This is a genomic window from Betaproteobacteria bacterium, from assembly GCA_016713305.1.
Taxonomy (GTDB): Bacteria; Pseudomonadota; Gammaproteobacteria; order Burkholderiales.
The window spans coordinates 19,213-37,777 of the sequence record JADJPK010000014.1 but is presented as its reverse complement, the minus strand read 5'-3'; the positions used below and the strand labels follow the sequence as shown (position 1 = coordinate 37,777).

General features: G+C 68.6%; 12 protein-coding genes and 1 pseudogene. 3 read left to right on the top strand and 10 right to left on the bottom strand.

All coding sequences use genetic code 11. The features are described from left to right. The first annotated feature begins 179 nt into the window (after positions 1 to 179). Positions 180 to 5,684: a translocation/assembly module TamB domain-containing protein gene (locus IPK20_17175; protein MBK8018277.1), complete on the top strand. Its 5,505-nt coding sequence runs from the start codon at positions 180 to 182 to the stop codon at positions 5,682 to 5,684. Between the two features lie 12 nt (positions 5,685 to 5,696). On the opposite strand, the gene IPK20_17170 is transcribed toward IPK20_17175, so the two are convergent. The 4 genes from IPK20_17170 to IPK20_17155 all read right to left on the bottom strand — a co-directional run bounded on the left by IPK20_17170 (position 5,697) and on the right by IPK20_17155 (position 9,873). Beyond that, positions 5,697 to 6,719: an aldo/keto reductase gene (locus IPK20_17170; protein MBK8018276.1), complete on the bottom strand. Its 1,023-nt coding sequence runs from the start codon at positions 6,717 to 6,719 to the stop codon at positions 5,697 to 5,699. A 144-nt stretch (positions 6,720 to 6,863) separates the two neighbouring features. After that, a complete protein-coding gene (locus IPK20_17165; protein MBK8018275.1) occupies positions 6,864 to 7,985 on the bottom strand; it encodes an acyl-CoA dehydrogenase family protein in 1,122 nt (373 codons plus the stop codon). A 39-nt stretch (positions 7,986 to 8,024) separates the two neighbouring features. Next, the gene (locus IPK20_17160) at positions 8,025 to 8,999 is read right to left on the bottom strand and encodes a nitronate monooxygenase (GenBank protein MBK8018274.1); all 975 of its coding nucleotides are present in this window, start codon (positions 8,997 to 8,999) and stop codon (positions 8,025 to 8,027) included. 55 nt (positions 9,000 to 9,054) lie between these two features. Further along, positions 9,055 to 9,873 (bottom strand): crotonase/enoyl-CoA hydratase family protein, encoded by an 819-nt coding sequence (locus tag IPK20_17155; protein ID MBK8018273.1) that lies wholly within the window; start codon positions 9,871 to 9,873, stop codon positions 9,055 to 9,057. Between the two features lie 95 nt (positions 9,874 to 9,968). Here IPK20_17155 and IPK20_17150 point away from each other — a divergent pair, with 95 nt between their 5' ends. Next, a complete protein-coding gene (locus tag IPK20_17150; GenBank protein ID MBK8018272.1) occupies positions 9,969 to 10,868 on the top strand; it encodes a dihydrodipicolinate synthase family protein in 900 nt (299 codons plus the stop codon). A gap of 4 nt (positions 10,869 to 10,872) precedes the next feature. Here the strand turns inward: IPK20_17150 and IPK20_17145 are convergent, their stop codons facing one another. From IPK20_17145 to IPK20_17130, 4 genes and pseudogenes are all read right to left on the bottom strand, one after another. Continuing rightward, entirely contained in the window at positions 10,873 to 11,754 is an 882-nt protein-coding gene (locus IPK20_17145) for an NAD(P)-dependent oxidoreductase (protein ID MBK8018271.1), read from the bottom strand. A gap of 129 nt (positions 11,755 to 11,883) precedes the next feature. Next, positions 11,884 to 13,349: pseudogene (locus IPK20_17140) on the bottom strand (aldehyde dehydrogenase family protein). Beyond that, complete coding sequence (locus tag IPK20_17135; GenBank protein ID MBK8018270.1) at positions 13,346 to 14,218, bottom strand: alpha/beta hydrolase; 873 nt, start codon at positions 14,216 to 14,218, stop codon at positions 13,346 to 13,348. Before IPK20_17135 ends, IPK20_17140 begins: the two are co-directional and overlap by 4 nt. Further along, a complete protein-coding gene (locus IPK20_17130; GenBank protein ID MBK8018269.1) occupies positions 14,215 to 14,616 on the bottom strand; it encodes a hypothetical protein in 402 nt (133 codons plus the stop codon). The genes IPK20_17135 and IPK20_17130 overlap by 4 nt, the downstream gene beginning before the upstream one ends. Positions 14,617 to 14,711: 95 nt before the next feature. On the opposite strand from IPK20_17130, the gene IPK20_17125 reads away from it, so the two are divergent. Continuing rightward, a complete protein-coding gene (locus tag IPK20_17125; GenBank protein ID MBK8018268.1) occupies positions 14,712 to 15,578 on the top strand; it encodes an IclR family transcriptional regulator in 867 nt (288 codons plus the stop codon). A 22-nt stretch (positions 15,579 to 15,600) separates the two neighbouring features. Here IPK20_17125 and IPK20_17120 read toward each other — a convergent pair whose 3' ends face one another. Further along, positions 15,601 to 17,052, bottom strand: coding sequence for an FAD-dependent oxidoreductase (locus IPK20_17120; GenBank protein ID MBK8018267.1), 1,452 nt, complete (start codon positions 17,050 to 17,052; stop codon positions 15,601 to 15,603). Next, positions 17,049 to 18,539: an FAD-dependent tricarballylate dehydrogenase TcuA gene (tcuA, locus tag IPK20_17115; GenBank protein ID MBK8018266.1), complete on the bottom strand. Its 1,491-nt coding sequence runs from the start codon at positions 18,537 to 18,539 to the stop codon at positions 17,049 to 17,051. Before tcuA ends, IPK20_17120 begins: the two co-directional genes overlap by 4 nt. Positions 18,540 to 18,565: the final 26 nt, after the last annotated feature.

The following is an 18,565-nucleotide window of genomic DNA, read 5'->3' as shown; positions in this document are numbered from 1 at the left end:
GGCGAGGTAGCGGAACCGCAATTGCCGGCGGGCGTCTGATCGGCTGGGCAGAACACCGCCGGGACGTGCCGGGAAGCCAGGAAGAAGACTTGCAGCGGGCCGGGACCCGACTCCCGTTTCGGCCACGGGCGACATATGACTGCGCAGGAACCTGCGGGACACATCGCGATTTGCAGAGAATGAGTTCACGGCCGGACAACGGGCGCTCCGTTTCTGCGGCCGTCGCCGCGCTGCTGGCGCTCTTCCTCTTTTCGGGCCCCGGTGTCGCCGCCGATTGGCGCCTGTACCGGGTGGAAATCGACGCTCCGGCCGCGCTTCGCACGCTCCTCGAGGAAAACCTCGACATCGTGCGCTGGAGCACGCGCGAGAACGTGAGCGACGACCAGGTGCGGCAGCTGTTCGAGACCGCGCCCCGCCAGATCCGCACGATCCTCGCGACCGAAGGTTACTTCTCGCCGTCCATCCAGCCGCGGCTGGACCGGACCTCCGAGATCTGGGTCACGCGCTACCGCATCGACCCCGGCGAATCCACCACGGTCAAGGACGTCGGGCTGCGTTTCACCGGCGTTCTGGAACCCGAACGGGAACGCGAAGCGAGGGATGCCTTCGACCTGCGCCCCGGCCGCACCTTCCGGCAGGCCGACTGGTCTGCCGCAAAGGAGAAGCCTCTCCGATCCCTGCAACGCAAGCGCTACGCCGCCGCCCGCATCACGGAATCCGAAGCCTCCATCGATCCGGCAAGCCGGTCCGCCCGTCTGCGCGTGGACTACGACAGCGGGCCGGCGTTCCGCTTCGGGCAGATCCGCGTCACCGGTCTGCAGCGCTATCCCGAGCGGATCGTGCGATCCCTCAATCCCATCGAGCCCGGAGCCCCTTACGACGAGGATGCCCTGCTCCGATTTCAGCGCCGTCTGCAGCTGAGCGGTTATTTCGCCAGCGCCATCGTGTCCTCTCCCGGCGACCCGGCTCTGGCCGATGCCACGCCCGTGGACGTCACGGTCGTGGAAGGCGCGGCCCGCCGCCTCGAGGCGGGCGCCGGCATCAGCACCGACCGGGGCCCGCGCGCCCAGATCCAGTACACGGACAACAACGTGCTGGACCGGCCCATCCGCCTGCGAGCCTCCGCCAAGATCGATCGCGTCAGCCAGGAAGCGATCGGCGCGATCTCCACGCCCCGCGGCGCCTCGGGCCACGTCTACGGGCTGGAGGGCCGCTACAACTTCCAGGACATCCAGGGTGAACAGCGGACGAACTGGAGCTCCACGCTCGCGCGGACCTTTGCGCTGGAAACGCGCGAAAGCCAGCAGGGGCTGCAGTTCCTCACGGAACGGCGTGCGCTGGCCGCCGGCGTGTCGGACAACCGGCAGGCGCTGTATCTCATGCAGACGTGGCGCTGGAACAACCTGGACGACGTGCTGGCACCGCGCAAAGGTTTCGCCCTGAGCCTGCAGGTGGGGGGCGCGAGCCGCAGCGCACTGTCGTCCCGCTCGTTCGGGCGCGTCAACGTGCGGTCGTCCTACCTGCTGCCCATCTCCACGTTCGGGACGTTCGTCGTGCGTGGGGGAATTCGGCAGCGTCATCGCCGGCTCGCGCGAGAGCATTCCTTCCACGTACCTGTACCGCGCGGGCGGCGACGCCAGCATCCGGGGCTACCCGCTGGACAGCCTGGGCGTCCAGGAAGGCGGCGCTATCGTCGGCGGGCGCTATCTGGCCGTGGGCACGCTGGAGTACATCCAGTGGATCAGGCGCGAATGGGGTGCAGCCGTGTTCGTGGATGGCGGCAACGCAACGGACAGCCTGCGCGACTTCCAGCCCGTGTACGGCTACGGCGTGGGCGCCCGCTGGAGCAGCCCCATCGGCTCGCTCAACCTCGACATCGGGTACGGCGAGGCGATCCACGACTGGCGCCTGCACTTCGGCGCGGGGATCGTCCTGCGATGACACTGCGACGCGCCACGCTCATTGCTGCCGGCGCGGTCGTCGTGCTGGCCATCGCGGTTGCCGCCGGACTATGGTGGGCGAGCCGCAGCACCGCGCTGCTGACGTGGGGCATCGCTCAAGTGCAGGACACACTGCCCTGCCGCCTGTCCGTGGAAGGCATGGAAGGCTCTCTCGCCGAACCCATCCGCATCGCCCGCCTCGTGTGCGAGAACGAAGACATGCGGGTGGAGGCCCGGCAGCTCGCGCTCGACTGGTCGCCATGGTCACTGCGCGACCGGCACCTGCAGGTGGAGCGGCTTGCCGTCGCGAGCGTGGACATCGTGAGCCACAGCCGAAAAGACGAGCCCCCCAAAATTCCGGAATCGCTTGCGCTGCCGATCGTGGTGGACGTGCGTGCGCTGAAGGTGGAGTCGATCAGGATCCGCACGGGCACATCCGACACCACGCTTTCGAAGCTGGACGCCGGTTATCACGGAGACGCGAAGGGCCACCGGCTCGCGCTTCGCAGCCTGGTCTCGCCCTGGGGTTCGCTCGGCGCCGAACTGGCGGTGGAAGCGGCCATGCCACAGAAGATCTCCGGCAAGGCCCGCGTCGAGAGCCGCTATGTGGCGCAGTGGCCCGTGAAGGCCGAGATCGAATTCACGGGTGAACTGCGCGATCAGACCGTGTCCGTCCTGGGGACCGCCGGTTCTCTGCCCGTGACGGCGCAGTTGCGCATTCGTCCTCTGGACCCGGACCCGCTCCACGAACTCCGCGTCCACACCCGCGGCGTGGATCTGAAATCTTTCGCCGAGGCCGCGCCCCGGACATCCATCGAGGCCACGTTCACCGGCCGGGCCCTCGGCACCCGCGCCCTCGACGGCTCGATCACCGCGGCGAACGCCACTCCCGGGCCCGTGGACAAGGACGCCTTGCCCGTGCATTCGCTGCGGAGCCGGATCTCCCTGTCTCCGGAGGCCATCCAGCTGGAAGACGCGCACGTCGATCTCGGGCCTGCAGGGGTGCTCGACGGTTCGGCCCGGCTCACGCCGGAAGGCATCGATCTCGAATTCGTCACCTCGAAGCTCGATCTGCGACCCATCCACTCCGCCGTGCGGTCGACGCACCTCGCAGGTTCGGCCAACGTCCGGCTCGAATCCGGACAGCAGATCTTCCATGCGCAACTCGCGCAGGACGATCTCGCCGCTACGGCGGACGCCCGGCTCGCGGACAAGGTGCTCACGTTCGACCGGCTCGTGCTGCGCTCGCGCGAGGCGTCGTTCGATTCGTCCGGAAGGATCACGCTCGCCGATGCGTATCCCTACGCGGTCAAGGGAACGCTCGCCCGTTTCGATCCCTCGCGCTTCGGCAACTTCCCCGCTGCGACGCTCAATGCGCAACTGTCGGCAGAGGGGGCGATCCGTCCGCGCTGGTCCGCGAGCGTGCGCTACCGGATCGCGCAAAGCCGCTTCCGCGGGCAGCCGCTGGAAGGATCGGGAAGACTCGCCGTATCGCCGGATCGCGTGTCCGACACCGATGCGCACCTGCGGCTGGGCGGCAACGCCCTGGACCTGAAGGGTGCCTTCGGGACCCCGAACGACGCGCTTGCGTTCAACCTCGACGCGCCGCGACTTTCGTCGGTGCTCGCGGGACTGTCCGGTCGCGTCACCGCCAAGGGCACGCTGCGCGGCACCCGCGACAAGCCCAGCCTCACCGCCGAACTGTCCGCGGCGGACCTTGCCTATGCCGAGACACAAGTCAGGCAGTGGCAGGCTTCCGCCCGCATCGTCCAGGGGGCCGATCCCGCCATCGAGCTGTCGAGTCGTGCCATCGGCGTGCGCGCGGGCAAGGTGCTGATGGATGCCGTCTCGGCCGATGTCCAGGGCACCTTCGGCGCTCACGCCGTGAAGGTGTCGTTCCGCGGGCCTTACACCGATACGTCCGCGAGCTTCCAGGGACATTTCGAACCCAAGGCGCCCCGCTGGAACGGCGCGCTGCAAACGCTGGAGAACCGCGGCCCCTACGCCTTCCGCCTGCTGCGCCCGGCGACACTGCTCGCCGCGCCGGGACAGGTCGAACTGGGCGCGGCCGAGATCGCGTTCGCCGACGGGCGCATGCAGTTGCAGAGCACCCGCCTGGCGGGAGCCCGCATCTCGTCCAAGGGTTCGTTCACGGGCATGCCGCTGTCCCGCTGGATCGAGCGGCGGCCGCAGATCGATTCGACGCTGGTCCTGGGCGGCCGTTGGGAAATCGACTTCGAGAACCGCGCGAACGGTTTCGCCGAGATCGTGCGCGAACGCGGCGACGTGATCGTCACGACAGAGGAGGAACCCGTCTCGCTGGGTCTCGAGGATGCCCGCGTCCGCGCGGACGTGCGCAACGACGACATCGCGGTCAAGGCGGACATCAAGGGCCGCAACCTGGAGGCCGCGCTCGACGCCCGCACCCGGGCCGTGCGGACGGCGGACCGGTGGACGCTGCCGCCCGATGCGCCGCTCACCCTGAGCGCCGATGCGCGCGTGGCGTCCCTCCGGCCCCTCGCGGCGATGATCGACCGCGCCACGTGGGCGGATGGCTCGCTGCTCGTCTCTGCCCGCGGCCAGGGCACGCTTCGCGAACCCGACATCGCCGGCACCATCGTCGGCAAGAATCTGCGCATCGAGCGCCTCGAGAACGGTGTGCTGCTCGCCGACGGGACGCTGGACGCGGCGTTCGACGAACGCAGCGTGACGGTCCGGGATTTCCGCATCCGCGGCGGCAGCGGCACCTTGTCCGCGACCGGAAGCGCCCGCCGCCAGGCGAGCGGCGTCGAGATGGAGCTGGAGTGGAAAGCGCAGAAACTCGCCGCGATCCAGCACCCGGACTATCACTTCGCCGTCTCGGGACAGGGGCGCATCACGGCGCGCGACGGGCGCGCGGAGATCATCGGCAACGCGATCTGCGACCGCGGCCGCATCGAACTTCGTTCCGAGAGCGCGCCCGCGTTGGGCGACGACGTGGTCATCGCCGGCCGCTCGCGCAAGGTGGCGTTGAACGGACAGACGTTGAAGTCCCACCTCGATTTCAAGCTGGACCTCGGGCAGGACTTCCTCATCCGCGGGCGTGGAGTCGACGCCAGGCTGGTCGGCGCCGTGCAGTTCACGACGGCGGCGGACGGAACACTGACGGCCCGCGGCGACATAAACGTCGCCCGCGGCACGTACGAGGCCTACGGCCAGAAACTGGACATCGACCGCGGCGCCCTGCACTTCGTGGGTCCCTACGACAACCCCGGGCTGGACATCCGCGCGCTGCGCAAGGACACCCAGGTGCAGGCAGGCGTGGAGATCCTCGGCACGGCCCGCCATCCCCGGGTGCGGCTCGTCTCCGTCCCCGAGGTCACCGACGCCGAGAAGCTCTCGTGGCTGGTCCTCGGCCGGCCCGCCGCCGCCTCGGGCACGCCGGACGCGGAACAGATGCAGACGGCCGCCGTCGCCATGGCCGCCGGTCTGGGCACCTCACCCCTGCAGAAGCAGCTCGCGCGTGCCGTCGGTCTGGACGAGGTACGCCTGGCATCGGGCACCACGTCGACCGGTTCGGCCACCGGGGTGGTCGCCGCGGGCAAGCGCATCGGCAAGCGCATCTATCTCACCTACGAGCGCAGCCTGTCGACCGCGGAAGAACTCTTTCGCGTGAGCTACCAGCTCACGCGGAACTGGTCGGTGCGCACGGAGAGCAGCGTGACCGATGCGGTGGACCTGCTCTATTCGATCTCCTTCGACTGACCGCGCCCGCCGTCAGACCGGCATGCGGTCCGCGAGCTGGCGCTCGAACATCCAGCCCGGGTATTCGCGCGGCAGCCGGCTCGCATCGTCCAGAGTCACGAGCTCGTCCGGCGTGAGGGAGATCTCCGCGGCGGCGATGTTGTCCGCCAGCTGCTCCTGGCTCTTGGCCCCGACGATCACGCTGGTCACGCCTGCCTGATGCAGCACCCAGGCAAGCGCGATCCTCGCCACAGAAACTCCGCGAGATTGCGCGATGGGCCGCATCGCCTCGACGCAACGGAATGCACGCGGCCGGTCGATCGGCGGGAAGTCGAAGGTCGTCCGCCTCGCCCCTTCCGGCCCCGCCTCGTTCTCGCTGAACTTGCCGCTCAGCAGGCCGCCTGCGAGCGGACTCCACACCAGCACGGACAGCGATTGATCGCGGGCCACGGGAAGGATCTCGCGCTCCAGTTCGCGCCCTGCGATGGAGTAGTACGCCTGCACGCTCTCGAACCGGTTCCAGCCCTGGCGCTCCGAGATGCCCAGCGCCTTCATGATCTGCCACCCGGCGTGGTTGGACACACCGATGTGGCGCACGCGTCCGGAGCGCACGATGTCCTCGAGGGCGCGCAAGGTCTCGTCCAGCGGAGTGACCTGGTCCATGCCGTGGATCTGGTACAGGTCCACGTGATCCAGGCGCAGCCGCTTCAGGCTCGCATCCAGCTCGTTCATGATGTGCACGCGGGACAACCCCACCCGGTTGGGCTCCCTGCCCATGCGCACGCGCACCTTGGTGGCGATCACGAGATCCTGCCGCGGCAGCCCCAGCTCGGCGAGCGCCTGTCCCAGCAGCGCTTCCGCCTCGCCTTCGGAGTACACGTTGGCCGTGTCGATGAAATTCACCCCGGCGTCGAACGCCATGCGCAACTGCGCCTTGGCGTCGTCGAGACCCAGCTTGCCGATGGGCGCCCAGCGGCCCTTGCCGCCGTAGGTCATGGTGCCGAGGCACACTTCGGATACGAACAGGCCGGTACGGCCCAGCAATCGATAGCGCATGTCGAGACTCCTGCAACGGGTCGGTCGAATAGGACAGCCGGTGAAGGATCCGCCAGCGAACCCTTCTCACGCATCGATCCCCGGCAAACGGGGCTTTCGAGAATGCCCGGCGAGGCCGCGAGTCGACGCGGTTCGCCGGATGTCCTACAGAGCCCTCGAAATGACTTCCTTCATGATCTCGTTGGTGCCGCCGTAGATGCGCTGCACGCGCGCATCGACATACATGCGGGCCACGAGATACTCGTTCATGTAACCGTAGCCGCCGAAGAGCTGCACGCACTCGTCGATCACGCGGCATTGCTGCTCGGAGGCCCACATCTTCACCATCGAGGCCGTCACGGTATCCAGTCGGCCTGCCACGAGGTCCTCGACGCAGCGGTCCACGAACGTCCGCGCCACCTTGACCGTGGTCGCGATCTCGGCCAGCTTGAACTTCGTGTTCTGGAACTCGGCCACCGGCTTGCCGAAGGCCGTCCGGTCGCGCACGTACTGCAGTGTCGCCTCGTAAGCGCCTTCCATGGCGGCCACCGCTCCCACGCCGATGATGGCCCGCTCGTACGGCAGATCGCCCATCAGCTGGAAGAACCCCTGTCCTTCGCTGCCGCCCAGCAGATGGGAGACCGGCACACGGACGTCGTCGAAGAAGAGCTCCGAGGTGTCCTGCGCCTTCAGGCCGATCTTGTCCAGCACGCGTCCGACGCGGAACCCCGCGCAGTCCTTCGTCTCCACGATCAGGATCGACGTGCCCTTCGCCCCCTGCCCCGGATCCGTCTTGACCACCAGCAGGATCACACCGGCGAGGTAGCCGTTGGTGATGAAGGTCTTGGATCCGTTGATCACGTACTCGTCACCGCTGCGCCGCGCGCGGGTGCGGATGCCTTGCAGATCGGACCCCGCGCCCGGTTCGGTCATGGCGATCGCACCGACCATCTCGCCCCGGGCGAGCAACGGCAGGTAGCGCCGCTTCTGCTCGTCCGTGCCGTGGTTGAGGAAGTAGTGCGCCACGATGGAATGCACGCCCGTGCTCATGCCGGTCAGTCCCCGCCTGCCCATCTCCTCGTAGATCACGGCTTCGTGCCGGAAGTCCCCGCCCGCCCCGCCGAACTCGGCCGGGATGTCGGTGCAGAGGAAACCCAGCGCGCCGGCCTTGCGCCAGATCTCGTGGCCGACGTGCCCGCGCTTGCGCGACGCCTCGTCGTCGGGCACCACCTCCTCGTCGAGAAAGCGGGCCACCGTGTCGCGCCACGTTTCGAGGTCTGCATCCATCCAGGACGGGTGGAAGTCGATGGCCACGGCGGTTCCTCCTCAGTCGGCAAAGGCGCCCAGGCGCCGCTGCAGCGCCTCGCGGCAGTCGTTCACCATGCGTTCGATCAGTTCGGCGCAGCTCGGAATGTCGTTCATGAGACCGACCACCTGGCCCGCCCACACCAGCCCGTCGTTCACTTCGCCGCTGTCCAGAGCCGCGCGGCCCCGGGCACCGGCGACCAGATGGTGGATCTCCTTGAACTCCACGCCACCCGGCCGGTTCTCCATGGCGATGACCTCGTCGGAGACCGAGTTCTTGAGCACGCGCCCGGTGTTGCGCAGCGTACGGAAGATGAGATTGGTCTCGCGCTCGCTCGCGTTGACGAGCGCCTGCTTGATGTTCTCGTGGATCGGCGCTTCCTTCGTCGCGCAGAAGCGCGTACCCATGTTCACGCCTTCGGCGCCGAGCACCAGGGCCGCCGCCATGCCCCGCCCGTCGCCGATGCCGCCGGATGCGATCAGGGGGATCTTCACCTTGTCCGCAGCGGCGGCGAACAGCACCAGGCCGCCCACGCCGTCCTCGCCGGGGTGTCCCGCGCACTCGAAACCGTCGATGGAGATGGCGTCCACGCCATTGCGCTCCGCCGACAGCGCGTGCCGCACCGCCGTGCATTTGTGAATGATCCTCACGCCCGCGGCCTTCGCCTTCTGGATGAATTCCTTCGGGTTGTTGCCGGCCGTTTCGAGGATCTTCACGCCGCTGCCGATGACCACGTCGAGATACGCCTCGTACGGCGGCGGGCTGGCTGACGGAAGAATCGTGAGGTTCACGCCGAAGGGCTTGTCGGTCAGGGTGCGGCAGCGCGCGATTTCCTGCGCCAGCGCCTCGGGCGTGGGCTGCGTGAGCGCCGTCAGGATGCCCAGTCCGCCGGCGTTGGAAACGGCCGCCGCCAGTTCCGCCCGTCCGACCCACTGCATGCCTCCCTGCAGGATGGGATAACGGATGCCGAGCATCTCGGTGACGCGGGTCTTCATCTGGCAAACTCCTTCTAGGTTTGAATTCGTGTCTGCGCCATGGGCGGTACTGCCTTCAGCGCGATGAAAACTTCGGTGCGCGCTTTTCCAGGTTGGCGCGCACCGCCTCGATCTGATCCGCGCCGCCCAGCAGCGCGTCCTGTTCCGTCGACTCCGCCTGCAGCATCGCTGCCGCATCCCGCTGCGATGCCCCATTCAGCAACCGCTTCGCCGCGCGGATGGCGCTCGGGCTGCGCCCCGCGATCTCCCGCGCGAACTGCATCGCCTCATCGAGCGGGTCGCTGCAGACCCGCGTCGCCAGACCGATCTGCACCGCTTCCTCGCCGTGCACCATGCGGCCGCTGAAGGTCAGTTCGCGCACGACGTCGGCCCGCACCAGTTCGCTCAGCAGCAGCGTCCCGGCCATGTCCGGGACCAGCCCCCACTTGATCTCCATCACCGACAGCCGCGCATCGGGCGCGACGAAGCGCACGTCCGCGCCGAGCGCCACCTGCAGCCCGCCACCGAACGCCACCCCGTGGATGGCAGCGATGACCGGGACCGGCACGGCGCGCCACACCATCACCGCGTACTGTGCGTCGTTGGCGATCCCGTGCGTGCGATCGGTCAGCGAGGCCGAACCGCCCTCGATCCCCAGGCCGCGGCCTGCCTGCAGCGATTCGAAGCAGGCCATGTCCAGACCGGCGCAGAAGGCGCGGCCTTCCCCGTGGATCACCACCGCCCGGACCGAATCGTCGCTCCGCAACCGGTCGCCTGCCGCGACGAGCTGCCCGAACATCCCGGCATCCAGCGCATTCATCTTGTCAGGGCGGGACAGCCGCACCTGGGCCACACCGTCCTCGTCCACCGTCACGTTCACGCGTTCGGTATTCATCCCGGATTCTCCTCCGCGCCGTGCCGCGGCCGATTGCTTCGTCCCGGACCCGTGCGTAGCATCGGGGACTCCCTCAACGACCGGCACGCAACTCCATGGCACTTTCCTACAAGGGCGTATTCCCCGCGCCGCCCACACCGATCACCACCGACGGCCGCGTCCACGAACGTGCCCTCCGGGCCCTGCTGGAAGACAACATGGCGCACGGCGCCCACGGCTTCTGGATGGCCGGCAGCACCGGCGAGGGGCCCATCATGACGGAGGAGCAGCGCGACACGGTCGCGCGCATCTCGGCCGAAACCTGCCGCGGACGCGCGCTCGTGATTATGCACGTGGGCGCCATCAGCACGGCCTCCGCCGTACGCGCGGCCCGGACGGCCAAGGCCGTCGGCTGCGACGCCGTGTGCTGCGTGCCGCCGTTCTTCTTTCCCAGCACGGAGCGCGCGCGCATCGAGCATTACCAGGCTGTCGCCGACGCCGCGGGCGATCTCCCGTTCTTCGTCTACAACCTGCCGCAGCTCACGCAGGTGGAGACCGTGCCCGCGCTGATGGAGAAATTCGTCAGGGCGATTCCCACGCTGAAGGGCCTCAAGCACTCCGCGCCCAATTTCTCCGACATTCGCGTCTTCGCCGACATGGGGCTCCTGTGTTTCTCGGGCAACGGCGCGTTTCCCCTGCCTGCGCTGACCATGAACGCCGTAAGCAGCATCGACGCGCCGCTCGCACTGGCGCCCTGGCATTACCGCCAGCTCTTCGATGCGTGGGAGTCCGGCGACACGGCCACCGCGCAGAAGCTGCAGGACGGGGTCCGCAGGTTCGTCGATCTCGTGTGGATGTATGGCGCGCCCGCGCACGTGTGCAAGACGGTGCTGTCGGCGCGGCTGGGCATGGACTGCGGGAGCACCCTTCCGCCGGTCAACCGGCTGGACGAATCGGAGAAGCAGGAAGTCCTGAAGGTGGCAGGCGCGCTGGGTCTGCTGGAGCGGCGGACGTAACCGGTCAGTCGTCCACCAGGCGGCTGATCACCGGAAAGTACCGGGCGCCCTCGCCGGCGTCGATGGCGCGGTCGAACCAGGTCTTCACGAGGGAGGCCGCCTGCGCGGTCACGCCGGTGTCCTCGGCCAGCCGAAGCGCGTAGCCCAGGTCCTTGAGCGCGTAGGTGACGGGGAACGCGCGTTCGGGGAACTCGCCCGGGACGATGGCCTTCATGCCGTGGTTGCGCAGCGCGAAGCTGTCGGCCGAGCCCTTGGACAGCGTGTCGAACAGCAGCGCCGGGTCGACCCCGGCGCGACGGCCGATGGCGCGCGCTTCCGACAGCGCCAGCACCGTCTGGAACAGCACCATGTTGTTCAGGATCTTCACCACCTGCCCGCAGCCCACCGGGCCGCACAGCGTGATGTCGGAGGCGAAGGTCGCGATGAGCGGCCGCACCGATTCGAAGACATCCTCTGCGGCGCCCACCATCACCGACAGCTGTCCGGCCTCCGCCGCGGCGCGCGTCCGCGCCACGGGCGCGTCCACCCAGGTGATTCCGCGGCCCGCGAAATCCGCGGCCCAGCGCCGGGTGAGATCCACGGGCGACGTGCCCAGGTCCACGACGATCTGACCGGCACCCGCGCAGGTGGCGAGTCCGCCGGGGCCATTCACCACCTGGTCGACGATCTCGCCGGAAGGAAGCGACAGGAAGATGACCTGGGCGCCGGTCACCGCATCGCGCACGTCTCGCGCGGCGGTCACGCCATGCGGCGCCAGCCGCTCGAGCGGCGCGGCTTCCCGATCCAGGGCGCGGATCGTACGACCGCTCTTCTGCCGGAGGTTGCGGCACATCGGTTCTCCCATGACGCCAAGACCGATGAATGCGATGTGTGCGGTGGAATTCATGTCGGACCCTGATGAGTGGGGTGAAGCCGGGATGCGCGCCGCTCCGGCGAGGCTGTCATCGCTGCGGGCGCCGGCGATCGTCGCGTGGCGTGCAGCTCGCGCGGTGTGTCGAGTTCGAAAACAGGCCCGTCATCCTTCCAGGCCAAGATAGATCGCCTTGGTCTGCTGATACAGCCGCAGGCCGGTGATGCCTTTCTCCCGCCCCAGGCCGCTTTCCTTGAAGCCGCCGAACGGGGTCGCGATGGAAAGCTGCTTGTACGTGTTGACCCAGACGGTTCCGGCGTGCAGACGCCTGGCCACGCGCCAGCACCGCGCAAAATCCGCCGACCACACACCGGCGGCCAGGCCCAGCGCGGAGTCGTTCGCTTGCGCGACGAGATCGTCCTCGTCCTCGACGGGAATCGGTCAGAGTGCGGGGCCGAAAATCTCCTCCTGCGCGATGCGTGCCCGATTGCCGATGCCCCCGAGTACCGTGGGCAGGTAGAACGCGCCCTTCGCGAGCCGTGCGTCTTCCGGCCGGGCGGCACCGCAGAGTACCTGAGCTCCGTCTGCACGTGCTGCGTTCACCATGGCCTCGATGCGGTCCCGGTGCACGAACGAGGCGATGGGTCCCATCTGAGCGCCGGGAACGTCCGGCAGGTCCACCTTCAATGCGCGCGCAATGCCGGTCACCCGGGCCACGGCCTGCTCGTAGACCGGTCGCTGGACGAACATGCGGGAGCCCGCCACGCAGGATTGGCCGCTGCCTTCGAAAATGCCGCCCGCGACCGCCTGCACCGCGGCCTCGAGGTCCGCATCCGCGAAGATCACGTGGGGCGACTTGCCGCCCAGTTCCAGCGCCACGGGCATCAGCTTCTGCGCAGCCAGGGCGGCGATCCGCTTGCCGCTGGCCGTGCCCCCGTGAAGGACACCATGCCGACACGCGGATGCGCCACCAGCGCCGCTCCCGCCACGGCACCGGTTCCGGGCAGGACGTTGAGCACGCCCGGCGGCAAGCCCGCGTCGAGTCCGATCCGCCCGAGCTCCAGCGCGGCCGACGGCGTCCATTCCGACGGCTTCAGGATCACGGAGTTTCCTGCCGCGAGCGCCGGGGCGACCTTCTGCGCCTCCATGGTCATCGGCGAATTCCACGGCGTGATGGCCACGACCACGCCGTAGGGTTCGTGGACCGTCATCGACAGGTAGCGCCCTCGGGACGGTGTCAGCTCCGAGCCCAGGGTTTCGCAGACCGATGCGTAGTAGCGGAACGTTGCTGCAGCGCTCTTCACCTGCGCGACGCACTCGCTCCACACCTTGCCGTTCTCGATCATCTGCAGGCGGGCGAGCAGTTCGCTGCGCTCCACCATGAGCACGCTCATGCGGTGCAGCAGATCGGCGCGCAGATGCGGCAGCATGAACTGCCACGCGGGCTGGGCGGCAGCCCTTGACGCGGCCTCGACCGCATGGTCCACGTCGCCGCCGGACGCCGCACTGACGCGATACGCCAGTTCGCCGTTCGCGGGATTGACGATGTCCAGGGAGGCGGCGCCTTCGACCCACTGCCCGCCGATCAGCATCGGCTTGGGGGACGAATCGGCGGTGATGGATGTGTTCATGAAGTGGCCTGCGGTGAGGTGCCGGCGCGGATCTCGTCCAGCACCGGCAGGATGTAGCGGCGGAACTGGGCCGGGTTCTCGCTCATGGGAAAGTGCCCGACCTCCTTCATCACGGTGACCTGTGAACCGGGGATCGACGCCGCGGTCCGCAGCGTGTCTTCCGGCGTGCAGGAGAAGTCGTACTCGCCGGTCAGCAGATACAGCGGGCAGCGGCGGGTATCGATCCCCGTCAGCTTTCCGCGCAGATCGCCGTCCACCCGGTAGAAGTACAGGTCGCCCTTGAAGATCCCGGGGCCGCCCTGCTTGTACTGCCACAGCGTCTCGTCGCGGAACCGGGCAGGCGACTGCGGGGCCACCAGCCCCGAGACGAGCGCCGCGCACACCTCACCGCCGTGGACGTCGGGACGGTTGAGCCACGCCGTGTCGTACCACGGCTGCTGGAAGTCGGCCGCCTCCAGTCCGATCAGGGCGCGGAATTCGCCGCCGTGCCTCGCGGCGAGCTGCAGCACGATGCGTCCGCCGATGGAGCAGCCCATCACGACGGGCCGCTCCAGCTCCAGTGCCGCACAGAAGGCGCGCACGCTTGCCACGTAGAGATCGGTGGTGAGGCGGTATTCGCGGCCGAAGGCTCCTTCGGGCGGATACGACTTGCCGTGCCAGGGCATGTCGAACGCGAGCACGCGGTAGTGCGAGGTGATCGCCTCGTCCAGCATCATGTGACGGAACTGCCGCCCGTCCGCGCCCGCCGTGTGCAGGCACACGAGCGGAATGCCCTGCCCCGCTTCCTCGAAGTAGACCCGGCACGGTTCTCCTTCGATCTCGAACCGGACATAGCGACCGGCGATGGGTTCGAACCGGGGCGCGCTCATGCCCGGCCCTCCCCGCGCGGCAGGGCGAGCAGATCCTTGAAGAACTGCAGATGGGCCATGAAGGGCCGCAGGTCACCCTCGAAGCTCATGAGTCCGCGCTTGGACAGGGCGAACAGATCGTGGAACCCGGGTTCGGGAACCGGTGCCCAGTACGCGAGCCACGCGGCGGCCTTGCCCCGTATGGCGAAGTCCCAGGGGCACAGCAGCGGAATGCGCTCCCGCATCTCGAGCCGGCCTTCGTGAAACTCGAGGAGCGTCACCGCATCGTCCACCCCGACCGCCACACGCGCCGAAAGATACGGCGCGCGCTGCGCCATCTGCACCGCGGCGGCCGAGGCGAGTGCGCGGCGCAGAAGACCTGCGGCGTCCGCGTCCGGCACGCCCGTGTTCTGGTTCATCTCGAACTCCCGAGTTTCTTCATCGGCGGGCGCGGCGAGCCTCCCTCCTTCGATCGCTCATGATACGAGGACGACTCCCCGCTAGAATTCCCGGCATGCCGAACGTTCCACGCAACCCGCACGAATCCTCCTCCGACGCACGAGCCGCCGCCACCGCAGAAAAGCGCGGTCCGGCCTCCGTGCGCACGGTCCAGTCGCTCGAACGCGCGTTCGCCATTCTCGAAGCCATCGCCGGACAGGACGACGCGGTCGGTCTGGCGGACATCAGCCGCGCGACCGATCTGCACACCAGCACCACCTTCCATCTTCTGAAGACGCTCACGACGCTCGGGTACGTGCGTCAGGACGAAGGCAGGCGCTACCGGGTGGGTCCGCGGCTTTTCATGCAGGCGGCCGGCGCGTTCACCGAAGTGGAACTCGTCAACTTCGCCATGCCGTTCCTGCGCCGCCTGGCGGAGGAAACGGGCGAGACCGCGCATCTGGGCGTGCCGGCGGAATCGGGCGTCGCCGTCATTGCCAAGGCCGAGGCCCGTTCGACCGTGCGCACGAGCGAGCGTCTGGGGATCATCCGGCCCGCACACTGCACGGCGCTGGGCAAGGTGCTGCTGGCCGCCAGACCGGCGGGGGAACTGGAGACGTATCTGCGTTCGGAACGATTCCAGGCGTGGACGCCCAAGACGCTCACCGATCCCGATGCCATCCGGGACGACCTTCGGAAAGTGGCGGCCCACGGCCTCGGCGTGGACGACACCGAGTTCAATCAGGAGCTGCGCTGCGCGGCCGCGCCCGTGCGCAACTTCATGCAGCAGACCGTGGCGGCCGTGGGCATCTCGGGACCGGTATGGCGTGTGACGCGGCGCGAGCTGACCCGGCTGGGCGCGATCGTGAGCGGAGTGGCGGACGAACTGTCCCGCGACCTCGGCTACCGCCGGCGCGCCTTTGCCCACGACGGGAACGGCTGACACTCCTTCCCCTCGCCGCAGGTCAGGCACGCCGGTCTCCCGCGGCGAAGCGGCCAGCCCGCCTGCCGGACACGAACGCCCACGCAAGATGGTGGCCGTGGCCCTTCAACAGCAGCCCGCCCTGCCCCGTGGATCCGGCGGCATACAGCCCGGGAATGGGCCGGTCCTGGGCATCCAGCACCCGGTGCCGGTCGTCCACCGCCAGTCCGCCCTCGTTGTGAACGAAGACCGGACGCACGGGGCCCAGCGCGATGAACGGCGGACGCGCTCCGGGCATTGCAGCGAAGGACGACGCCAGTGCCGCGTCCGGCACCCCCAACTTGCGGGCGAGTGCGTCGACCGTCGCGCCTTCTCGGAACACATCGGGCCGGTTGCGCCGGTAGTCGGGCAGGTACGCATACGCGACGCCGGGGGCGGTGGAGATGAAATGCGGCCAGGCGGAGAAACGCTGCGCCAGGGCCCCATCCACCAGAATGTAGCCGGTCTTGTCCGGCTGATCCGGCAACGCAAGGGCGGGTCTGTCCTTCTCGTCGCAGAAGCGCGCGCCCTTGCCGTTGACGAGCAGAGCCCCCTGTTGAAACAGGTCCGGCGAGGGCGCCAGTGCCGTCGTCAGAAAACTCATGATGAACGGGCGCAGGATGCGTTGGGGCAGGTGATCCATCGACCACTGCATGGCGAGCGCGACGGCGGGCCATGGCGGCAGGCGCCGGAGAAGTGTCGTGCGCGTGGGCGCGATGAATCGCAGTTCGGGGCCCAGCGCGAGATCGCCATTGAGGATCCGCGCTCCGAGTTTCAGGGCCAGCTTCTGCCCGTCGCCGGTGGCCGTGACGTTCACCCCTTCCACCTTTGCCTCCTGCGCGCCGATGTGAAGGGCCTTCAGCTCCGGATCATTGGTGAAGTCTCCCGCGGCCAGCACGACGCCGCTGCCCGCACCGATCTTTCGCCCGTCCTCGGCGGCAACGCCCACGACACGCCCGCCGTCCGTCAACAACTCCGCCGCACGCCAGCCGGTACGGATGTCGACACCGGCCCGCGCGGCGCGGCGCCGCAGGTGATAGATGAACGACAGCGAATTGGGCAGCACCGTGTGCATGCGAGGGAGCCGGTGCGGAGGTTCGGGCATGGGGCCGAAGAAGCGCACGCCGGACTCCATGAGCCACCGCATGGCGTCCGGAACGTCATCGCAGAGGATCCGCCGCAGCGGCGCGTTGTCGCGATGCGCGATGCCGGGCGCAAACAGAGGCATGTCGGCATCGTGATCCTCCGGCCGGTCCACGATGCCACGGCGCTGCTGATGCGGTGTGCGGGTCGAGGTGATGGACCCGACGGACCAGGCCGTCGAGCCGCCCAGCCCCGGATTCTTCTCCAGCAGGACCACGCGCGCGCCGGCCTCCGCAGCCTCGATCGCGGCAGCGAGCCCTGCCCCGCCTCCGCCGACGACGACCACGTCGGCGGTGTCGCCCCCGTCAGTCATCGGGCGGCGGCTGCACGGCCCGCGCTGGTCCCCGCGATGCGCCCGAAGACCGAGCCGGACATGAGCCCCGTCCCGCCGGGATAGTTGAAGTAGAAGAGACCGCCCACGAGTTCACCCGCGGCGTAGAGACCGGGGATGGGCATGCCGTCCGTGTCCACCACCTGCGCATCGGTCGTGATGCGCAGCCCGCCGAACGTGAACGTGATCCCGCAGGACACCGCATAGGCCTCGAACGGCGGCGTGTCGATGGTGTTCGCCCAGTTGGACTTGGGCACGGGCAGCCCTTCCGTGCGCCGCCCGTCCTTCACGTTGGGGTCGAACGCGATGTCGGTGCGCACCGCCGCGTTGTACTGCCGGATCGTCTCGACCGCCCTGGACGCGTTGACATCCTCGAGCTTGCCTGCCAATTCCTCCAGCGTGCCCGCCGTGACCTTGGTGACCTGCCGGATGCGGTACTCGTCGCGCAGCAGGTGCGTGACCTTCCGGTCGAAGATCTGCCAGGCGAACTGCCCCGGCTGCCGCAGGATCACCGCGCCGTACTTGGCGTACGTGTAATTGCGGAAGTCCGCGCCCTCGTCCACGAAACGCTCGCCGTTGGCGTTGAGCATGATGCCCCAGGGATACGAGTGCTTCTGGAAGCCGTCGCCCACCGCGAGGTCGCCGAACTCGGGCGCGTTGCGGTCCCAGCCCACCGCGTGACAGCCCGACCAGTTGCCCTTGGGCGACGCGCCGATCTCCAGCGCCATGCGGATGCCGTCACCCGTGTTGAAGCGCGTGCCGCGCACCTTGGCGAGATCCCAGCCCGGACCGAGATAGCGCGTGCGCCATTCCGGGTTCGACTCGAATCCGCCGGACGCGAGCACCACCGCGCGGCAGCGGATCGTCGAGGTCCTGCCCCTGTGCTTGACCACCACGCCCTGCACACCGGTGTCGTCGTGAATCAGCGAGAGCGCGCGCGCCTCGTAGTGAACGGCAATCCCCTGCTTCTCCGCCGCGCGCTTCTCGGCCTCCACGAGCCCCGGGCCGCCGCCCCAGGCCTCGACGGTGAGCCCGCCCCAGAACTTGAAGCGGCCGTCGACCTTGAATGCCTGCCGACCGTAGATGGGGACGAAGCGCAGCCCGTAGGTCCGCAGCCACATGAGCGTCGACTTGCTGCGGCGCACCAGCAATTCCACGAGATCGGGATCGGTGCGGTTCTCCGTGACGCGCGCCATGTCGTCGAAGAACTTGTCTTCCGGATACGAACCGAAGTCGGTGCGCGCGACTTCCTCATCCGACAGGTCCGGCATCAGCGCACGGAGATCGTCCACGCCGTCGTACGCGAAACGGATGGCACCCGCGGTGAACCGGGTGTTGCCGCCGGACTCGTCCTCGGGCGCGCGTTCCAGGACGATCACGTCCACACCCGATTCGCGCGCAGCGAGCGCGGCGCACATCGCAGCGTTGCCTGCACCCACCACGACGACGTCACAACGCTCCGGCAGCATCGCATCTCCGACATTATTGGATTGGT